The sequence below is a fragment of the Saccharothrix longispora genome (genome assembly GCF_031455225.1).
Lineage (GTDB): Bacteria > Actinomycetota > Actinomycetes > Mycobacteriales > Pseudonocardiaceae > Actinosynnema > Actinosynnema longispora.
The window spans coordinates 6,622,819-6,639,890 of record NZ_JAVDSG010000001.1 but is presented as its reverse complement, the minus strand read 5'-3'; the positions used below and the strand labels follow the sequence as shown (position 1 = coordinate 6,639,890).

Genomic DNA, 17,072 nt, shown 5'->3' with positions numbered 1-17,072 from the left:
CAGAACAAGAAGGAGGACTCGGCATGGGCGACAACCGCCGCACCGTTCGAGTGGCCATCGTCGGGGTCGGCAACTGCGCGGCGTCGCTGGTGCAGGGTGTCCACTACTACCGCGACGCCGACCCGAACACCAAGGTGCCGGGTCTCATGCACGTCCGGTTCGGCGACTACCACGTCCGCGACGTCGAGTTCGTCGCCGCGTTCGACGTGGACGCCAAGAAGGTCGGCACGGACCTGTCCGAGGCCATCGGCGCCAGCGAGAACAACACCATCAAGATCGCCGACGTGCCGCCGCTCGGCGTCACCGTGCAGCGCGGCCCCACGCTCGACGGGCTCGGCCGGTTCTACCGGGAGACCATCGAGGAGTCCGACGAGCAGCCGGTGGACGTCGTCGCGGCGCTGCGCGAGGCCGAGGTCGACGTGCTGGTCTCCTACCTGCCGGTGGGCTCGGAGGACGCGGACCGCTTCTACGCGCAGGCCGCCATCGACGCGGGCGTGGCGTTCGTCAACGCGCTGCCGGTGTTCATCGCCTCCGACCCGGAGTGGGCGGAGAAGTTCCGCGCCGCGGGCGTGCCGATCGTCGGCGACGACATCAAGTCCCAGGTGGGCGCCACCATCACGCACCGCGTGCTGGCGAGGCTGTTCGAGGACCGGGGCGTCCAGCTCGACCGCACCATGCAGCTGAACGTGGGCGGCAACATGGACTTCCTCAACATGAAGGAACTGGAGCGCCTGGAGTCCAAGAAGGTCTCCAAGACCCAGGCCGTCACGTCGCAGGTCGACCGCGACATGGGCAAGCGCAACGTCCACATCGGCCCGTCGGACTACGTGTCCTGGCTGGACGACCGCAAGTGGGCGTACGTGCGGCTGGAGGGTCGCGCGTTCGGCGACGTGCCGCTGAACCTGGAGTACAAGCTGGAGGTCTGGGACTCCCCGAACTCCGCGGGCATCATCATCGACGCGGTGCGCGCCGCGAAGATCGCCCTCGACCGGGGCATCGGCGGCCCGATCCTGTCGGCGTCGTCGTACTTCATGAAGTCCCCGCCGGAGCAGTACTCGGACTCCGCGGCGCACGAGGCCGTCGAGGCGTTCATCCGCGGCGACGTGGAGCGCTGACGCACTTCGGGACGGTGGCCTCCCCACGCGGGGAGGCCACCGGTCCTCGTGGTCCGGCCGCGGACCGCTAGCCGTAGGCGACGACCTGCCCGATGTGGGTGGCCGGGTGCGTCGCGGCGTCCTGGAGCAGCACGCGGCCCGCGGGCCAGGCCAGCTCCCGGGTCGCGGTGGTGTCCGGCGGCGTGACCAGCAGCTTGCGCACCTCCCAGCCGTCGGGCTGCGGCGCGTAGGTCAGCGTGGCCGCCGCCTTCCCCTGCGGGCGCAGGGTCAGCGCGGGGGAGTCGGTGCCCTGCCTGCGCACGATGTCCCAGCCGAGCCCGTCCACGCCGTCCAGCCGCACGCCGGGGTAGCCCGCCAGGGTGCACTCGTCCTTGCCCCGGTTGGTGAACACGATCAGCAGCACCTGCTGCCCGTCCGCCGCCGGCGACCCCGGATCGGTGGACACCCCCAGGTCCGCGCACTTCCCGGTGGCCTTCCGGGCGCTGCTCGTCCTGTTCGCGCCCTTGGTGCTCTTGACCGTAGTCGACCCGCCCTTCGACCTCGACCCCGAGTTCGACGAGCAGCCCACCAGCGCCGTCGCCGCGACCAGAGCGGCCAGCACCGCCGCCGTCCCGCGCACCCACGTCCCGCTCACGCGTCCCCCTGTTCCCCGTCGGCCGGATCACGGAGTAGGACGCGACCACCACCTCGCGGGCACATCGGTGTGGCGCGGATCATATCTTTCGTCCCTCACCTCTTGCCGAGGCGCAGCGACTGCCAGGACCCGTCGGCGGTCCACCCGCCGTCCACGGGCAGCGCGACCCCGTTGACGAACCCGCTCCGCGCGGGGTCGGCGAGGAACGACACGGCCTGCGCGATGTCGTCCGGGGAGGCGAAGCGGCCCATCGGCACGTGGTCGGCGATGTCCTGGTCGGAGTAGTGCCCGCCGGCCTGGTCCGCGACGTCCATCTCGGTCTTCACCCAGCCGGGGCACACCGCGTTGACCCGCACACCCCGGCCGCCCCACTCGACGGCGAGCGTGCGCGTCATCCCGATCAGCCCGTGCTTGGTCGTGTTGTAGGCGGCCCGGTCCGCCACGCCGCGCAGCCCGGCGACGGACGCGATGTTGACCACCGACCCACTGCTCCGCGCCAGCATCACCCGTCCGAGCGCCTGCGTGAGCAGGAACGGCCCCGTGAGGTTCACCGCCAGCATCCGCTGCCAGTCCTCCAGCGGCACGTCCTCGAACGGCGCGATCCCCGAGATGCCCGCGTTGTTCACCAGCACGTCGACCCGCCCGCCGACCCGGTCGACGACCCGGGCCACGTCGTCGGGCGACGTCACGTCCCCCACCACCCCGCCGGGGGTCTCCCGCAGGTCGAACCCGACGACCTCGTACCCGTCCGCCCGCAACACCGCCGCCACCCGGGCCCCGATCCCCTGGGCCGCCCCGGTCACCACCGCTACCCGTTGGTCCATGGGGTGAACGCTAGGACCGCGGCACCCCCAGCGCGCCCGGCAGGTCTTCGATCCCGCGCAGCACCGTCACCTCCGCCAGCACCTCCGGGGCGGGTGGGAAGTGGGGGTTCGGCACCGCGTACACCGCCATCCCGGCGGCCAGGGCGGCGCGCAGGCCGTTCGTCGAGTCCTCCACGGCGGCGCTGCGGGTCGGTTCCACGCCGAGCCGCGCGCACGCCAGCAGGTAGACGTCCGGTGCGGGTTTGCCCGCCCCCGCCGCCTCGCTGGACACCGCCACGGGCACCACCCCGGTCAGGTCCGTCGCGTGCAGGAACGCCGTGATCAGGCTCGGCGGCGACGAGCTGGCGATGGCCACGGGCCACCTCGCGGCGACGGCGCGCACCACGTCCACGGCGTGCGGCAGGACCGGGGGACCGGCCTCGTAGCGGCGGTCCATCTCCGCGATCACGCCGGCCGCCGCGTCCTCCGGGGACAGCCGGACGCCGACCTCCTCGACCAGGTAGGCGCCCCACTCCGGGGTGCTCATGCCCTGCATCGCCCGCGTCGCCGCCGGGGTCCACGTGCCGCCGTGCGCCGTCGCGAACGCCTGCCTCACCTCGTCCCACACGGTCTCGGAGTCCACGAGCACGCCGTCCAGGTCGAACACCACCGCATCCACACCGCCGACCGTAGTGCGAGCGCGCCCGCTCCACCGCGCCGACCGGACGTCGGGGGCGGCCCGTCGACGCCGTCCGGGCCGCCGGGGAACTCGTGGGTTAACAACCGGTGAACGCCGGCCTACGGTCGGTTGGTCCCGGACTGACCGTAGGAGGCGCACGAGTGAGACACCTGCCCCTGCTCGCCAACCACTCCCCCGGTCGCGCGGCGGTGACCTGCCGGTACCGCTGCGGCGACGCGTGCTTCCACGACGTGCCCAACACCTCGGGCAACCCGTACTTCGGCGACCTGCTCGACCGCCGGAGCGCCATCAAGGCCGGTGTCGTCCTCGGCGCCGCCCTCACCGCGACGGGCGCGACGGCCGCCGCCGACGCCGCGCCCGCCCACGCCGCGCCCCCCGCCGAGGGGACCGGGGCCGACCGGCACCACCCCGCCCGCGGCCTGGACTTCCGACCGGTCGAGCCCAACACCCTCGACGCCGTCGTCGTCCCCGAGGGCTACCGCCAGGCCGTCGTCATCCGCTGGGGCGACCCGCTGTTCCCGGACGCGCCGGCGTTCGACTTCGACCACCAGACCGCCGCCGCGCAGGCCCGCCAGTTCGGCTACAACTGCGACTTCGCCGCGCTGCTGCCGCTCGACCCGACCGGTCGGGTGAACCTGCTGGTCACCAACCACGAGTACACCGGCGAGCCGTTCATGTTCCGCGGCTACGACGAGGCGAACCCGACCCGTGAGCAGGTCGAGGTCGCGTGGGCCGCGCACGGCCTGTCCGTGCTCCGCGTCGACCAGGACCGCGACGGCCGCCTCACCCCGCGGTTCTCCCCGCACAACCGCCGCATCACCGCCACCACGCCGTTCGAGCTGCGGGGTCCCGCAGCCGGCTCGGACCTGCTCAAGACCGGCGCCGACCCGACCGGCACGCGCGTCCTCGGCACCCTCAACAACTGCGCGGGCGGCGTCACGCCGTGGGGCACGGTCCTGTCCGGTGAGGAGAACTTCAACCAGTACTTCGCGGCCACCGGGGACCCCCGCGAAACCCGCTACGGCATCAAGGACAACCCGACCACCCGCAAGTGGGAGCGCTTCGACGAGCGCTTCGACCTCGCCCGGGAGCCCAACGAGGCCAACCGCTTCGGCTGGGTCGTCGAACTCGACCCGCTCGACCCGGACTCCACGCCGGTCAAGCACACCGCGCTCGGCCGCTTCAAGCACGAGTGCGCCAACGTCCGCATCGCCGGCGACGGCCGCGTGGTCGCCTACTCCGGTGACGACGAGCGCTTCGAGTACATCTACAAGTTCATCTCCCGGAAGAAGGTGCGGCGCGGCGACAGCAGGTCCGCCCGCCGGCACAACATGACCCTCCTCGACGAGGGCACGCTCTACGTCGCCCGCTTCACCGGCGACAGCCCGCCGGCCGAGATCGACGGCTCCGGCGGGCTCCCGTCCGACGGCCGGTTCGACGGGCGCGGCGAGTGGGTGCCGCTGGCGAGCGGCACCAGGTCGTTCGTGCCCGGCATGACCGCCGAGGAGGTCTACGTCTTCACCCGCCTCGCCGGCGACCGGGTCGGGGCCACGAAGATGGACCGCCCCGAGGACATCCAGACCCACCCGCACACCGGCGTCGTCTACTGCGCGCTGAGCAACAACGTCGACCGCGGCAAGGAGGGCAAGGAGGGCGCCACCGAGCCGAACCCGCGCGTGGACAACAAGCACGGGCAGGTGCTGGAGCTGACCGAGCGCGGCGGCGACGCGCTCGCGCTGTCCTTCTCCTGGAACCTGATGCTGGTGTGCGGCGACCCGGCGTCGCCCGACACCTACTTCGCGGGCTACGACAAGTCGCGCGTGTCGCCGATCTCCAGCCCGGACAACGTGGCGTTCGACCGGCACGGCAACCTGTGGATCTCCAGCGACTCCGGCGGCGCCCTCGGCGGCCTCAACGACGGCCTGTACGCGGTGCCGGTCGCCGGGCGGGAGCGCGGCCACCTCAAGGCGTTCCTCACCGTGCCGCGCGGTGCGGAGACGTGCGGCCCGGTGATCGGCGAGCGCGTCGTCACGGTGTGCGTGCAGCACCCCGGCGAGGTGGACGGCGCGAGCGCGGACAACCCGGCGTCGCACTGGCCCGACGGCGGCGACTCGCAACCGCGCCCGTCGGTGGTCGCGGTGTGGCGGGAGGGCCGTCGCATCGGGGAGTGACCCCCGGTGACCAGGTGATTTCGATCGGTGGGGACTTCGAGGTGTTCGCCCCGCGTTCACCTCGAAGTCCGCTCCGCGTGGGATTGCACTCCTACGTTCGCCCAGTTCCCACTGAGCGATATCGGAGGTCCGCGTGTCCTCATCCACCGATCGGGGTCGGCGCCTGCTGCCCCTGCTGCCCAACCACCCCCTCGGGCGGTCGGCGATGACCTGCAAGTTCCGCTGCGGAGACGCGTGCGCCCACGAGGCGCCCAACACCTCGGACAACGCCTACTTCGGTGACGTCGTCGGTGACGTCGTGCGCCGCCGCGGCCTGCTCAAGGCCGGTGCGGTGCTGGCCGTCGCGGGTGCGGGCGCCGGCCTCCTCGGCTCCGGCACGGCCGCCGCCGCCGCGCCGCGCGGGAACACCGACGCGGACCTCGACCTGGGGGGCGGTCGCCGCAAGGACGGCCTGAACTTCACCGCCGTCACCCCGAACACCGAGGACCGCGTCGTCGTGCCGGACGGCTACGACCAGTCCGTCGTGATCCGCTGGGGCGACCCGGTGCTGCCCGGCGCGCCGGCCTTCGACTTCGACGGGCAGACCGCCGCCGCGCAGGCCAAGCAGTTCGGCTACAACAACGACTTCTGCGGCCTGGTGCCGCTCGGCGGCCCCGGCGACCGCTGGCTCATGGTGAGCAACCACGAGTACAGCACCGAGGACGCCATGTTCCGCGGCTGGAAGGCCGACTCCACCACCCGCGAGCAGGTCGAGATCGCGTGGGCCGCGCACGGCATGTCCGTCGTGCTGGTCGAGCGCGACCGCCGCAGCGGCAGGCTGACCGCCAAGGTCGATCGCCGGTACAACCGGCGCGTCACCGTCACCTCCGAGTTCAGGATGACCGGCCCAGCCGCCGGCTCGGACCTGCTCAAGACCAGCGCGGACCCGTCCGGCACGAAGGTCCTCGGCACGCTGAACAACTGCGCCGGCGGCGTGACCCCGTGGGGCACGGTCCTGTCCGGCGAGGAGAACTTCAACCAGTACTTCGCCAACGCGGGCACCGTCACCGACCCGGTCGCCAAGGCCCGCCTGAGCCGCTACGGCCTGTCCGGCGGCGCCTCCGGCCGCCGTTGGGAGAAGTTCGACAAGCGCTTCGACGTGGCGCAGGAGCCCAACGAGGTCAACCGCTTCGGCTGGGTCGTCGAGATCGACCCGCTCGACCCGACCTCGACGCCGGTCAAGCACACCGCGCTCGGCCGCTTCAAGCACGAGGGCGCCAACGTGATCATCGCCCGCGACGGCCGCGTGGTCGCGTACATGGGCGACGACGAGCGCTTCGACTACCTGTACAAGTTCGTCTCCGATGAGAAGTACAAGCCCGGCAACAGCAAGCACGCCCGCGAGCACAACAAGAAGTTGCTCGACAAGGGCACGCTGTACGTCGCGAAGTTCACCGGCGACAGCCCGGCCGCCGAGATCACCGGCACCGGCGCGCTGCCGTCCGACGGCGAGTTCGACGGCACCGGCGAGTGGATCCCGCTGGCCGCCGGGAACCGCTCGTTCGTGCCCGGTTTCACCGCCGAGGAGGTGTACGTCTTCACCCGGCAGGCCGCCGACAAGGTCGGCCCGACCAAGATGGACCGCCCCGAGGACGTCGAGCCGAACCCGCGCAACCGCCGCGTGTACGCCGCGCTGACCAACAACACCGACCGCGGCAAGGCGGGCAAGGAGGGCGCGACCGAGCCCAACCCGCGCCCCAACAACCGCCACGGCCACGTGCTGGAGCTGGAGGAGCGCCGCGGCGACAACACCGCGACCACGTTCTCCTGGAAGCTGCTGCTGGTCTGCGGCGACCCGAACGCCGCCGACACCTACTTCGGCGGCTACGACAAGTCGCAGGTCTCGCCCATCTCGTGCCCGGACAACGTGGCGTTCGACAGCCGCGGCAACCTGTGGATCTCCACCGACGGCAACGCGCTCGGCTCCAACGACGGCCTGTTCGCCGTGCCGGTCGAGGGGAAGTACCGCGGTCGGGTGAAGCAGTTCCTCACCGTGCCGCGCGGCGCGGAGACGTGCGGCCCGGTCGTCGAGGACGACTTCGTCCTGGTGTCCGTGCAGCACCCGGGCGAGATCGACGGCACGTCCGCCGACACCCCGCTGTCGCACTGGCCGGACGGCGGCGCGAGCCAGCCGCGACCCGCCGTCGTGGCGGCGTGGAAGAAGGACAAGGGCCGCATCTGCGGTTGATCCGGGGGTGGGCGGGGGTCCGCGCCCGAGAGGTGCGGACGTGGACGCGGTGGCGCGGACCCCTGCCCGTTAATGTCCTCCCATGACCCGACCCGTTGCCCTGATCACGGGTGCGTCGCGCGGCATCGGCGCGGCCACCGCCCGCGCCCTCGCGCCGACGCACGACCTGCTCCTGGGCGGCCGGGACACCGACGCGCTCGCCGCGCTGGCCGACGAGCTGGGCGGCGCCCGGCCGTGGCCCGTCGAGCTGACCGACCCGGACGCGCTCGCCGGCGCGGTGTCCCCGCTGGACCGCCTCGACGTCCTCGTGCACAGCGCGGGCATCGCCGAACTCGGCGCGCTGGCCGACACCGGCGCCGACGCGTGGCGCCGCACGTTCGACCTCAACGTCGTCGCGGTCGCCGAGCTGACCAGGCTGGCGCTGCCCCTCCTGCGCGCCGCGCGCGGCCACGTCGTGCTGGTCAACTCCGGCGCGGGCCTGCGCGCCAACCCGAACTGGGGCGCCTACGCGGCCAGCAAGTTCGCGCTGCGCGCCTACGCCGACGTGCTGCGGGCCGAGGAGGAGGACGTGCGCGTCACGTCGGTCCACCCGGGCCGCGTCGACACCCCCATGCAGCGGGGCGTCCGCGAGCAGGAGAGCGGCGACTACGAGCCGAACCTGTACCTGCGGGCGGAGTCCGTGGCCGCCGCCGTGCTCGGCGCGGTGCTCGCGGGCGAGGACGCCCACGTGACCGAGGTCGTGGTGCGGCCGCGCCCCCGGCCCTGACCGGTCAGTCGGCGAAGGTCAGCACCCGGTCGGTGGCGAACCACGCGAGGTCGCGGTCCGCCACCGACGAGGACGCGGCTACCGACGCGGACACGACCTCGCCGTTGCCGCGGAAGCCGTGGGCGGCGCGCCGGCCCGCGCCCACGGCGAACACCACCAGGCCGCCGTCGTGCTGGCCGACCGCGCCCGTGCACCGGGCCGCCGCGCACACCCCGGCCGGCGTCGACCGGCCCGGCGCGTCCACCCGCACGGACAGCCCGTCCGGGCCGCGCGGGGTGGTGAAGCGCACCTCGGTGGCGACGTGCCCCGCGCCGCGGGTGCGGTCGCCGACCACCACGTCCGCCGATCCGGGCACCAACCGCCGGACCAGCAGCACCTGGCGCTCGGCGAACCGCGCCGCCGCCTCCCGCCGGGGGTCCGCCCCCGACGCCGCGACCACCGGCGTCGCACCCGCGACCAGGGAGGCGAGCACGAGCGCGGCGGTCAACGTCCTGCGGGTCATCGTGCGTCCTCCCGGTGGGGTGCGGCCGTCCTCTCCAAGACGCCACCGGGGGCCGATCTGTTGCCTAGCGGAGCCGTTCGGACACGGCGCGCACGCCTGCCTGCGCCTCGTGCCGGTCCACGCCGGTGGTCTCGCCGTCGGCCACGACCTGCCTGCCGGCCACCCACACGTCCTTGACGCGCCGCGTGCCCGAGGCCCACACCAGGTTCGCCAGCACCTGCTCGTCCGGCGCGTCCAGGCCGGTCGCGAACGCCGGGTCGTCCACGTCGACGTGCACGACGTCGCCCCACCGGCCGGGCTCCAGCGCGCCCAGGTCGTCGCGGCCCAGCGCCGCCGCGCCGCCCCGGGTGGCCAGCAGCAGCGCGTCGGCCGCCCGCATCGCGGTCGCGTCCAGCGCGGTCACCCGGGCCAGCAGCGCCGCGAGCCGGGCCTCCTCGAACAGGTCGAGGTCGTCGTTGGACGCCGGGCCGTCCGTGCCCAGGCCGACCTTGACGCCCGCGTCCAGGTAGGACCGGATCGGCGCGATGCCGGAGGCGAGCTTGGTGTTCGAGCCGGGGCAGTGCGCCACGCCCACGCCGTGCTTCGCGTAGATCGCGACGTCCTCCGTCGACAGGTGCACGGAGTGCGCGGACAGCACCCGCCCGCCGAGCACGCCCGCCCGCTCCAGCAGCCGCGGCACCGAACCGTGCGACTCGCGCTGGGCCACGTCCTCCTCGGGCGACTCGGCCACGTGGATCTGGAGCAGCGCGCCGCGCTCCCGGGCCTCGCCCGCCACCTCGCCCAGCGCCTCCGGGGACAGGATGTACGCCGAGTGCGGGCCGTAGCTCAGCTCGATCCGCTCGTCCGGGCCGAAGCGCAGGCCGTCGGCGTCGATCCACCGGGTGATCTCGTCCGTCATCGGCCGCCACGGCATGCCCGGCAGGTCCATGATCGCCGCGCCGAACAGCACCCGGGACCCGGCCCGGAGCACCGCGTCCACGAGCTGCTCGCCGTGGAAGTACATCTCCGCGCTGGTCGTCACGCCGTTGCGCAGCATCTCCACCGCGCCGAGCAGCATGCCCGCCCCGATGTCCTCGGGCTTCATCTTCGCCTCGGCCGGCCACATGGCCTCGCGCAGCCAGCGCAGCAGCGGCAGGTCGCCGCCGAGGCCGCGCAGCACCACCATCGGGCTGTGCGCGTGGGCGTTGACCAGGCCGGGCAGCAGGATGCCGGTCAGCTCGCGGACCTCGCCGGTGAACTCGGGGGCATCGGTCCTCGGACCGACGAACGCCACCCGGCCGTCCACGACGTCGACCACGGCGTCGCGCAGGACGGAGCAACCGGGATCGCAGGGCAGGACGACGGGGGCGTGCAGGCGCAACGACATGGGGGTGATCCTGCCCCACCCGATCGGCTGACACCCAGCGCCGGCGCTCGCGCGGCCGGGTGACACGAAAAGGGGGTTTGACCGTCTGGGCGCGTGCGCCGCCGGGATCGGCCGTAGCGTCCGAAAGCGGTCTCGACGGATGCGTGGAAGGGGCGACGGTGGTGGCTCAGGACGGTGGCGGCGCCGGAACCGGTGCCCGCGAGCAGCGAGTGGTGGCGGTACTGCGGTCGGAGGCGGACTTCACCGACCCGAACCTGTCCCGCGAGCACCGCTGGCTGGCGTTGTACCTGGTCGTGCAGTTGGCGGACGGGCACGGCCGGCTCAGCTCCGCGTACCGGAGGGTCCTCAAGCACGCGGCCCGGGACCGCAGGCACTGGGCGCACAACCGCTCGCTGGGCGCGGTGCGCGCCGAGGTGGGCCGCTGGATCGGCCCCGACGCGAGGCCGGGGGGCCGGCCGCCGTGGAACCGGGTGGCCGCGGTGATCAGGGCGGCGGTGGACCCGGCGAGGGCGCCGGAGGTGCTGGCCACCGCCCGCTACCTGCACACGCTGGCGTCGGGCGGCACCCCGGACCCGCGGTCGCGGCCGGCCTGGCTCCGCCCCGGGGCGGGCGAGGTGAGCACGGCCCTGATCGGCGGTCCGGAGTGGGCGAGGAAGCACCGCCTGCGTCCCGCCGAGCAGGTCCCCGAGCCGGCTGACTCCAAGCCGACTGCCCCCGAGCCGACTGCCCCCGAGCCGGCTGACTCCGAGCCGATGGCGGGGTCGCCGTCCGAGGGGGCGCTGCCCGTCGAGCCGATCGCCGTCGAGCAGGCGACTGTCGAGCAGGTCGCCGCCGAAGGCGCCGTGACCCTGGTCGCGACACCCGGGCCCACACCCGGGCCCACACCCGGGCTGACACCGGAGCCGACACCCGCCCCCGCGCAGGCCGACCCGGAGCGCAGCAGCTACCAGCTGCTCTGGACCGTCGTCCGCGCCCACCGCGACGCCCAGGCGCGCTACGAGGCCCGCATCGCCGAGCTGGAGGGACTGGTCGGCGACCTGCGCGCCGCCATTGCCGCCGCCGGGGTCACCATCCCCGCCCAACGCCCCCGCCGGCACCTCAGCGGCCGCCACCTGGCGCTCGACGACCCGGCCCGGGCGTTCACCTACCCGCTGCCCGCCGACCTGCCCGAACCCAGGACCGGGATCAGGTAGCCGGGATCAGGTGGGCGGGATCAGGTGGGCGGGATCAGGTGGGCGGGATCAGGTGGGCGGGATCAGGTGGGCGGGGGCCACCGCCCGGCTCACTCGGCCACCGGCAGCTCGGCGCGGACCTCCCAGCCGCCACCCGACCGCCCACCCGCGCTGAACCGGCCGCCCAGCAGCTCCACCCGCTCCCGCATCCCCACCAGGCCGTACCCGCCGGATCCGCCCACCGGGGCGGTCCTCACCGCGCGGCCGTCGTCGGCCACCACCACGTGCACCCGCCCCTCCGACACGGACACGGACACGTCCACCGCCGTCACGCCCTCGGCGTGCTTCCGGCTGTTGGTCAGCGACTCCTGCACCAGCCGCAGCACGGACCGGCCGAGTGACGGCGGCACCGCGTGGGGCAGGTCCACGTGCAGGCGCACCGGCTGACCGGACCGCTCCACGACCCCGCGCACGTCGTCGGCCAGGTCGCTGGTCGCGGCCGGGGAGGGCGCCTCGGCCTCCGCGCCGCGCAGCGTGCCCACGAGCCGGCGCATCGCGGTCAACGCCTCGTTCCCGCTGTCCACGATGATCGGCAGCACCTCCTGCGCCGCCGCCGGCACGGCCTGCGCCGCCTGCGCGTGCACCACGATCCCGGTGACGTAGTGCGCGACCACGTCGTGCAGCTCGCGCGCCAGCGCCATCCGCTCCGCGTGCTGCGCCGCGGCCACCTCGGCGCGCACCGCCGTCGCGCGCTCCCGGTCCCGCGCCCGGAAGTACAGCCCGGTGCCGATCGACAGCGCGAGCAGCACCGACCCGCCCAGGACCTGCTGCCACACCTCAGGTCCCGCGTACCCGGTGTCCGGCCAGTGCTGGAGGTAGTAGTTGGGCCGCAGCGGCCCGGACAGCGCCGCCGCCGTGACGAGCGCGACCACCGCGACCACCGCGCGCGGCCACGGGGACTGCCGCACGACCACGGCGACGATCGCCATGACGGCCGCCGTCTCGGAGATCGCCAGGCCGGTGACCACGGGCAGCGCGGGCGACTGCCCGGCGGCCCCGAGCACCACGGACCCGGCGAGCACGGCGGTGGCGGCGGCGAGCGCGGCGTCGAACGGCCGCCGGGGCGCCAGCACGGCCAGCGCGCACACCACGGCCGTGCCGGGGAGCTGCCACCAGCCCGCGTCGCCGATCTGCCCCGTGCCGAGGAAGAAGAGCAACGCGCACGCCAGGGGCCACTGGCGGCGGGCCAGCGCGCGCCACCCGAGGTGAGTGCTCTCCACGGCACACCACCGTAGGTGCTCGGGGTGGATCGCGCGTCCGCCCCCGGTCGGGCGGGCCATCCACCGGGAGGCTGACCCGAATGCCCGCCGAAACACACCCAGTGGCCGATGCCGGATGACGAAACGCGGGGCGACCCTTGAGGCACAAGTCGGGGAACGGAGAAACCTCATGTTCGGAGTGGTGATGACGTGGGCGGGGGCCGTGCTCGGCCTCCTGGTGCTCGTGCTGATGGCGCTCGCCGGTGTGCTGGTCGACTCGCAGCGCTGACGAAAGGGCGGGGCGGGGAGCGGGCGCGCCTCAGACCCCGGCGCGCCGCCGGAGCAGTTCGGCGAGGCGGCCGGGCGACTGGGGGGCGGTGGTCTCGGCCGGGGCCGGGGCGAAGCGGCCGGGGCCGCCGGCGCGGGCCCGGCGGGCGGCCCCGGGGTCGAGGCGGAAGGCGGGCCTGCCGCCCGAGGAGCGCTGCCGCGAGCGCAGCCAGGACAGGCGGTGCAGCGCCTCCGCGTGGTGGTCGGTGATGGTGACCTCGGCCAGGTCGAACGAGTGCAGCACGGCCCGGTTCAGCTCGACGACGGCGCGGTCGCGCCACAGCGAGCGCTCCGCGGTCGTGTCCAGGCCCAGCGCCTCCGCCACGGGCCGGGCGGCGCCGCAGGCGTTCTCGTCGGCGAGGCTGCGCGCGCCGATCTCGGAGCCGACGAACCACGAGTTGAACGGTGCGGCGGGGTAGCTGACCCCACCGATGGACAGCCGCATGTGAGTGATCACCGGCACGGCGTGCCAGCGCAGCCCCAGCTGCCCGAACCACGGCAGGTCGGGGTGCTCCAGGCACACCTCGTGCACGACGTCCGGCGGCACGGTGAACAGCTTCGCGCCCTCGTGCGCGGTCTCCACGACCAGGGGCAGCACGTCGAACCGGCCGGGCTCGCCGGGCGGTCGCCAGCCCATCTCCCGCACGGCCGCGGTGAACGCGGTGTAGCGGCGGTCTCCGGTGCCGTCGGGGTGGCCCGCGTACCGGACGAGCTGCTCGTTCCAGATGCACGGGCCGGGCGCGCCCGGCGCGTCGGGGGCGAACACCGTGATCAGGGGGCGGATCTCGCCGCCGTTGGTGGCCAGGCGCAGGTGCTCGACGCACTCGCCCGCGACGGCGGCGGCGTTGCGCAAGCCGCGCAGGTCGCGGACCTTGAGCCGGCGCCACGGCAGGCCGCTGGTGCACCATCCGCTGTCGCGCAGGGCGATGCGCGCGCCGTACGCCAGTTCGTCGGGGGTGTGGCGGTAGGTCCCGGTCCCGGCGATCTCGTCGCGGACCCGGGACAGCCTCGGGCCGACGGGCCCCGCCTCCGGGTGCGCGGTGTGGAACATGCGCAGGAAGCCCTCCGCCGCGTCCGCGTCGAGCGGTGCCGGTTCGTTGTCTGCTGAGGTCACGGGCGGCAACCGTAGTTGCGGAACGCGGTCACCCGTCACTGCCGGACGGGGCACGACGGGTGATCGACAAACGCCACACCAAGGAGTGACGGAACCACGCCGGGTCGTCGTCCCGACGACCCGATGACGTGGCGTTACCCGGTCAGGTGAGTTCGTTCCGCTCGAACATCAGGTCGTGGCTGATCCGGTCCTCCTCGACGGCGCGCTGCTCGAACTTCGTCACCGGCCGCCAGTCCGGGCGCGGGGCCCAGCCGTCGTGCAGGTTGCGCAGCAGCGGCTCGGCGGAGCAGACCTCCAGCATCTGCTCGGCGTACGACTCCCAGTCGGTGGCCAGGTGCAGCGTGCCGCCGGGCCGCAGGCGGGTGGCGACCAGGCGCACGAACTCCGGCTGCACGAGCCGCCGCTTGTGGTGCTTCTTCTTCGGCCACGGGTCGGGGAAGAAGATCCGCACCCCGGCGAGCGAACCGGGTTCGACGTGGTCGGTGAGCAGGTCGACCGCGTCACCGCGCAGGACCCGCAGGTTCTCGACACCGAGCGCCTCGGCGCGCAGCAGCAGCTGCGCCAGGCCGGGCTTGTAGACCTCGACGGCGACGTAGTTCAGCCCTGGTGCGGCGGCGACCAGCTGCGAGGTCGTCTCGCCCATCCCGGACCCGATCTCCAGCACCACCGGCGCCTCGCGGCCGAACCAGTCGGCGAAGTGCACGGGACCGGCCGGGAGCGCCTTGACCTCCTGGCCCAAGCGCTCCCAGTGGCGGTCCCATGCGCGCTGCTGTCCCACCGTCATCCGTTCACCGCGTTGCACGTAGCTGACGACGGATCGGTGGTGGGGCGGTCGCTGCTGGCTGGACGTCACGGGCGTACAGCCTAGGTGGTGCGCTAGGCGATGTTCTCCAGGTCCTCGATCTGCTCGCGCAGCTCGGCCGGGGTGAACTCGATGGCTTGGCGCCGACCGGGGCCCCGGTGCGCCGGGAGCAGGTCGACGAACCCGGGGTGCCGGTCCGTGAACTGCACGGTGGTGGGCTCGGCGGGGCCGTACACGCCGCTCTCCGACGGCACGAACTCCCAGTAGCCGACCTCGCCCTCGTCGGCCCACGGGACGAACACCCACCCCGGCCGGTGGGCCAGCAGGCGGGTCACCTCGTCCTCGATCGCGTAGGCCGCCGCGCGCGAGGCGATCCTGCCCCGGTCGAGTGCCCTCAGCCACCAGGGTGCGGGGGCGTCGGACCCGACTGCGCGGAAGAGGGTGAGGACCTGTCGTTCGTCGGCCCGGTGGATCCAGGCCCGACGGGCCTGTGCGGGCGAGTCCGCGATCCCGACCGCTCCCGCGGCCTCGATCGCGTGCGACCATTCCAGCGCCAGCATCGGTTCGACGCGGAGGGCGTGGTCGCGTTGCCTGGGCATCTTCTCCCTGGGCAGCTCCTTCGACCCGGTTGCCGACTGGTCGGCGTTCAGGTTCGGATCAAGCACCGTCACGGGTTCACCTCCGGGGGGTTCCTTGACGGGGGTATCCGAATTCGCGTGCGGGTGGCACCCACCTCACGATTCGTTGCTTTACATCTGACCCGTTTCCGATGCGTTTGTCATGGTCCTGTGCCGGAGTTCACGACCTCTTAACGAACGGATTGCTCCGGTTGCCCGAACCGAGATCTGTGAAACATGACCGACATGGAATATTTGTGATGCCGACCACAAGGGGGAATCGGGTGCTGGGGAGAGCGGTTCTCACCGCGGTGCTGATCGCGTTGTGCGCGCCCGCGCCGGCGGGCGCGCAGACGATCCAGGAGCGGCAGTGGCACCTGGCCGCGCTCGGCGTGCCGACCGCGCACGCCACCACGCGCGGCGAGGGGGTCGTGGTCGCCGTCGTCGACTCGGGCGTGGACGCCACCGCGCCCGACCTCGCGGGCGCGCTGCTGCCCGGCGCCGGCTTCGGCTCGGCGGGCGGCACGGACGGCACGCGCGACAACGACGGCCACGGCACCGCGATGGCCGCGCTGATCGCCGGCCGGGGTGTGGACGGCGGCGCGCTGGGCGTGGCCCCGGCGGCGAAGGTGCTGCCGGTGTCGGTCGGGGCCGAGGGCGACCGGTTCACCACGACGTCCGTGGCCGAGGGCGTGACCTGGGCCGTCGACCACGGCGCGGACGTGGTCAACCTGTCGCTGACGTCGGTCGCGACGCTCACGCCCGACCTGCTGCGCGCGGTCAACGACGCGCTGGACCGCGACGTCGTGGTGGTCGCCGGCACCGGCAACGAGGGCGTGCTGCACGTGGGCGCGCCGGCCAACATCAAGGGCGTCGTCGCCGTGTCCGGCACCGTCCCCGGCGGTGGGCCGTGGACCGGTTCGAACATCGGCCCGGAGACCGTGCTGGCCGCGCCCGCGCAGGGCGTCGTGACCGCGCTGCCCCTGGCCAAGGCCCCCTCCGGGTACGCCGCCGTGGACGGCACGAGCGCCGCGACGGCCCTGGTCTCCGGCGTCGCGGCGCTGGTCAGGTCCCGCTACCCCGACCTCGACGCGGGCAACGTGGTGAACCGCCTCGTCGCCACCGCGACCGACCTCCAGGCGCCGGGCCGGGACGACGCGACCGGCTTCGGCCAGGTGGACGCGGTCGCCGCGCTGACCGCCGACGTCCCCCCGGTCGGGCACAACCCGCTGGCCCCGCCCCCGGCCACCACCGGGGCCACGTCGGACGAGCCGGCGGCCGCCCCGACCGCGACCGCGCCGGAGGGGGACGGGGTCCGCACCGGCACGGCCGTCCTCGTCGTGGCGACCACCCTCGCGGCGGCCGTCCTCGTGTCGGTGGCGCTCGTCGTGGCGCGGCGGAACCGAATCCGCCGGGGCCCGGCCCCGGTGGTCACCGAAATCCCGCCGCCGGACGACGACTTCTGGCGGGACGCCGGTCCGGGGAGGTGAATTCCGG

15 protein-coding genes are annotated in these 17,072 nt (G+C 73.9%); 6 read left to right on the top strand and 9 right to left on the bottom strand.

Annotated features, from left to right (window positions below):
* Positions 1-23 precede the first annotated feature (23 nt).
* Positions 24-1,115, top strand: coding sequence for an inositol-3-phosphate synthase (locus tag J2S66_RS28470; RefSeq protein ID WP_306744074.1), 1,092 nt, complete (start codon positions 24-26; stop codon positions 1,113-1,115).
* 67 nt (positions 1,116-1,182) lie between these two features.
* Here J2S66_RS28470 and J2S66_RS28465 read toward each other — a convergent pair whose 3' ends face one another.
* The 3 genes from J2S66_RS28465 to J2S66_RS28455 all read right to left on the bottom strand — a co-directional run bounded on the left by J2S66_RS28465 (position 1,183) and on the right by J2S66_RS28455 (position 3,231).
* Positions 1,183-1,749 carry a DUF4232 domain-containing protein gene (locus tag J2S66_RS28465; RefSeq protein ID WP_310310437.1) on the bottom strand — a complete coding sequence of 189 codons (567 nt, stop codon included), beginning with the start codon at positions 1,747-1,749 and terminating at the stop codon, positions 1,183-1,185.
* A gap of 95 nt (positions 1,750-1,844) precedes the next feature.
* A complete protein-coding gene (locus J2S66_RS28460) occupies positions 1,845-2,573 on the bottom strand; it encodes an SDR family NAD(P)-dependent oxidoreductase (protein ID WP_310310435.1) in 729 nt (242 codons plus the stop codon).
* 10 nt (positions 2,574-2,583) lie between these two features.
* Positions 2,584-3,231 carry an HAD family hydrolase gene (locus J2S66_RS28455; protein ID WP_310310433.1) on the bottom strand — a complete coding sequence of 216 codons (648 nt, stop codon included), beginning with the start codon at positions 3,229-3,231 and terminating at the stop codon, positions 2,584-2,586.
* A 161-nt stretch (positions 3,232-3,392) separates the two neighbouring features.
* Here J2S66_RS28455 and J2S66_RS28450 point away from each other — a divergent pair, with 161 nt between their 5' ends.
* The 3 genes from J2S66_RS28450 (at position 3,393) to J2S66_RS28440 (ending at position 8,416) form a co-directional block, all read left to right on the top strand.
* The gene (locus J2S66_RS28450) at positions 3,393-5,423 is read left to right on the top strand and encodes a PhoX family protein (RefSeq protein ID WP_310310431.1); all 2,031 of its coding nucleotides are present in this window, start codon (positions 3,393-3,395) and stop codon (positions 5,421-5,423) included.
* A gap of 205 nt (positions 5,424-5,628) precedes the next feature.
* Entirely contained in the window at positions 5,629-7,650 is a 2,022-nt protein-coding gene (locus tag J2S66_RS28445) for a PhoX family protein (RefSeq protein WP_374726219.1), read from the top strand.
* Positions 7,651-7,732: 82 nt separating this feature from the next.
* Positions 7,733-8,416 carry an SDR family oxidoreductase gene (locus J2S66_RS28440; RefSeq protein ID WP_310310426.1) on the top strand — a complete coding sequence of 228 codons (684 nt, stop codon included), beginning with the start codon at positions 7,733-7,735 and terminating at the stop codon, positions 8,414-8,416.
* A 4-nt stretch (positions 8,417-8,420) separates the two neighbouring features.
* Here the strand turns inward: J2S66_RS28440 and J2S66_RS28435 are convergent, their stop codons facing one another.
* Together J2S66_RS28435 and J2S66_RS28430 are read right to left on the bottom strand one after the other, a co-directional pair.
* On the bottom strand, positions 8,421-8,918 hold the full coding sequence (locus J2S66_RS28435) for a hypothetical protein (protein ID WP_310310424.1): 498 nt from the start codon (positions 8,916-8,918) through the stop codon (positions 8,421-8,423).
* Positions 8,919-8,982: 64 nt separating this feature from the next.
* Entirely contained in the window at positions 8,983-10,284 is a 1,302-nt protein-coding gene (locus J2S66_RS28430) for an amidohydrolase family protein (protein ID WP_310310422.1), read from the bottom strand.
* A gap of 212 nt (positions 10,285-10,496) precedes the next feature.
* On the opposite strand from J2S66_RS28430, the gene J2S66_RS28425 reads away from it, so the two are divergent.
* Entirely contained in the window at positions 10,497-11,477 is a 981-nt protein-coding gene (locus J2S66_RS28425) for a hypothetical protein (RefSeq protein ID WP_310310420.1), read from the top strand.
* An 89-nt stretch (positions 11,478-11,566) separates the two neighbouring features.
* On the opposite strand, the gene J2S66_RS28420 is transcribed toward J2S66_RS28425, so the two are convergent.
* From J2S66_RS28420 to J2S66_RS28405, 4 genes are all read right to left on the bottom strand, one after another.
* Complete coding sequence (locus tag J2S66_RS28420) at positions 11,567-12,736, bottom strand: sensor histidine kinase (RefSeq protein WP_310310418.1); 1,170 nt, start codon at positions 12,734-12,736, stop codon at positions 11,567-11,569.
* 298 nt (positions 12,737-13,034) lie between these two features.
* A complete protein-coding gene (locus J2S66_RS28415; RefSeq protein ID WP_310310416.1) occupies positions 13,035-14,156 on the bottom strand; it encodes a nitric oxide synthase oxygenase in 1,122 nt (373 codons plus the stop codon).
* 142 nt (positions 14,157-14,298) lie between these two features.
* Complete coding sequence (gene trmB / locus J2S66_RS28410; protein ID WP_310310414.1) at positions 14,299-14,940, bottom strand: tRNA (guanosine(46)-N7)-methyltransferase TrmB; 642 nt, start codon at positions 14,938-14,940, stop codon at positions 14,299-14,301.
* A 92-nt stretch (positions 14,941-15,032) separates the two neighbouring features.
* On the bottom strand, positions 15,033-15,629 hold the full coding sequence (locus J2S66_RS28405; protein ID WP_310310412.1) for a hypothetical protein: 597 nt from the start codon (positions 15,627-15,629) through the stop codon (positions 15,033-15,035).
* A gap of 230 nt (positions 15,630-15,859) precedes the next feature.
* On the opposite strand from J2S66_RS28405, the gene J2S66_RS28400 reads away from it, so the two are divergent.
* Entirely contained in the window at positions 15,860-17,065 is a 1,206-nt protein-coding gene (locus J2S66_RS28400) for a S8 family serine peptidase (RefSeq protein WP_310310410.1), read from the top strand.
* Positions 17,066-17,072: the final 7 nt, after the last annotated feature.

Coding starts and splice junctions, on each gene's coding strand:
- J2S66_RS28470 (WP_306744074.1), top strand. CDS start 24: ATGGGCGACAACCGCCGCACCGTTCGAGTGGCCATCGTCGGGGTCGGC.
- J2S66_RS28460 (WP_310310435.1), bottom strand. CDS start 2,573: ATGGACCAACGGGTAGCGGTGGTGACCGGGGCGGCCCAGGGGATCGGG.
- J2S66_RS28445 (WP_374726219.1), top strand. CDS start 5,629: ATGACCTGCAAGTTCCGCTGCGGAGACGCGTGCGCCCACGAGGCGCCC.
- J2S66_RS28440 (WP_310310426.1), top strand. CDS start 7,733: ATGACCCGACCCGTTGCCCTGATCACGGGTGCGTCGCGCGGCATCGGC.
- J2S66_RS28435 (WP_310310424.1), bottom strand. CDS start 8,918: ATGACCCGCAGGACGTTGACCGCCGCGCTCGTGCTCGCCTCCCTGGTC.
- J2S66_RS28430 (WP_310310422.1), bottom strand. CDS start 10,284: ATGTCGTTGCGCCTGCACGCCCCCGTCGTCCTGCCCTGCGATCCCGGT.
- trmB (WP_310310414.1), bottom strand. CDS start 14,940: ATGACGGTGGGACAGCAGCGCGCATGGGACCGCCACTGGGAGCGCTTG.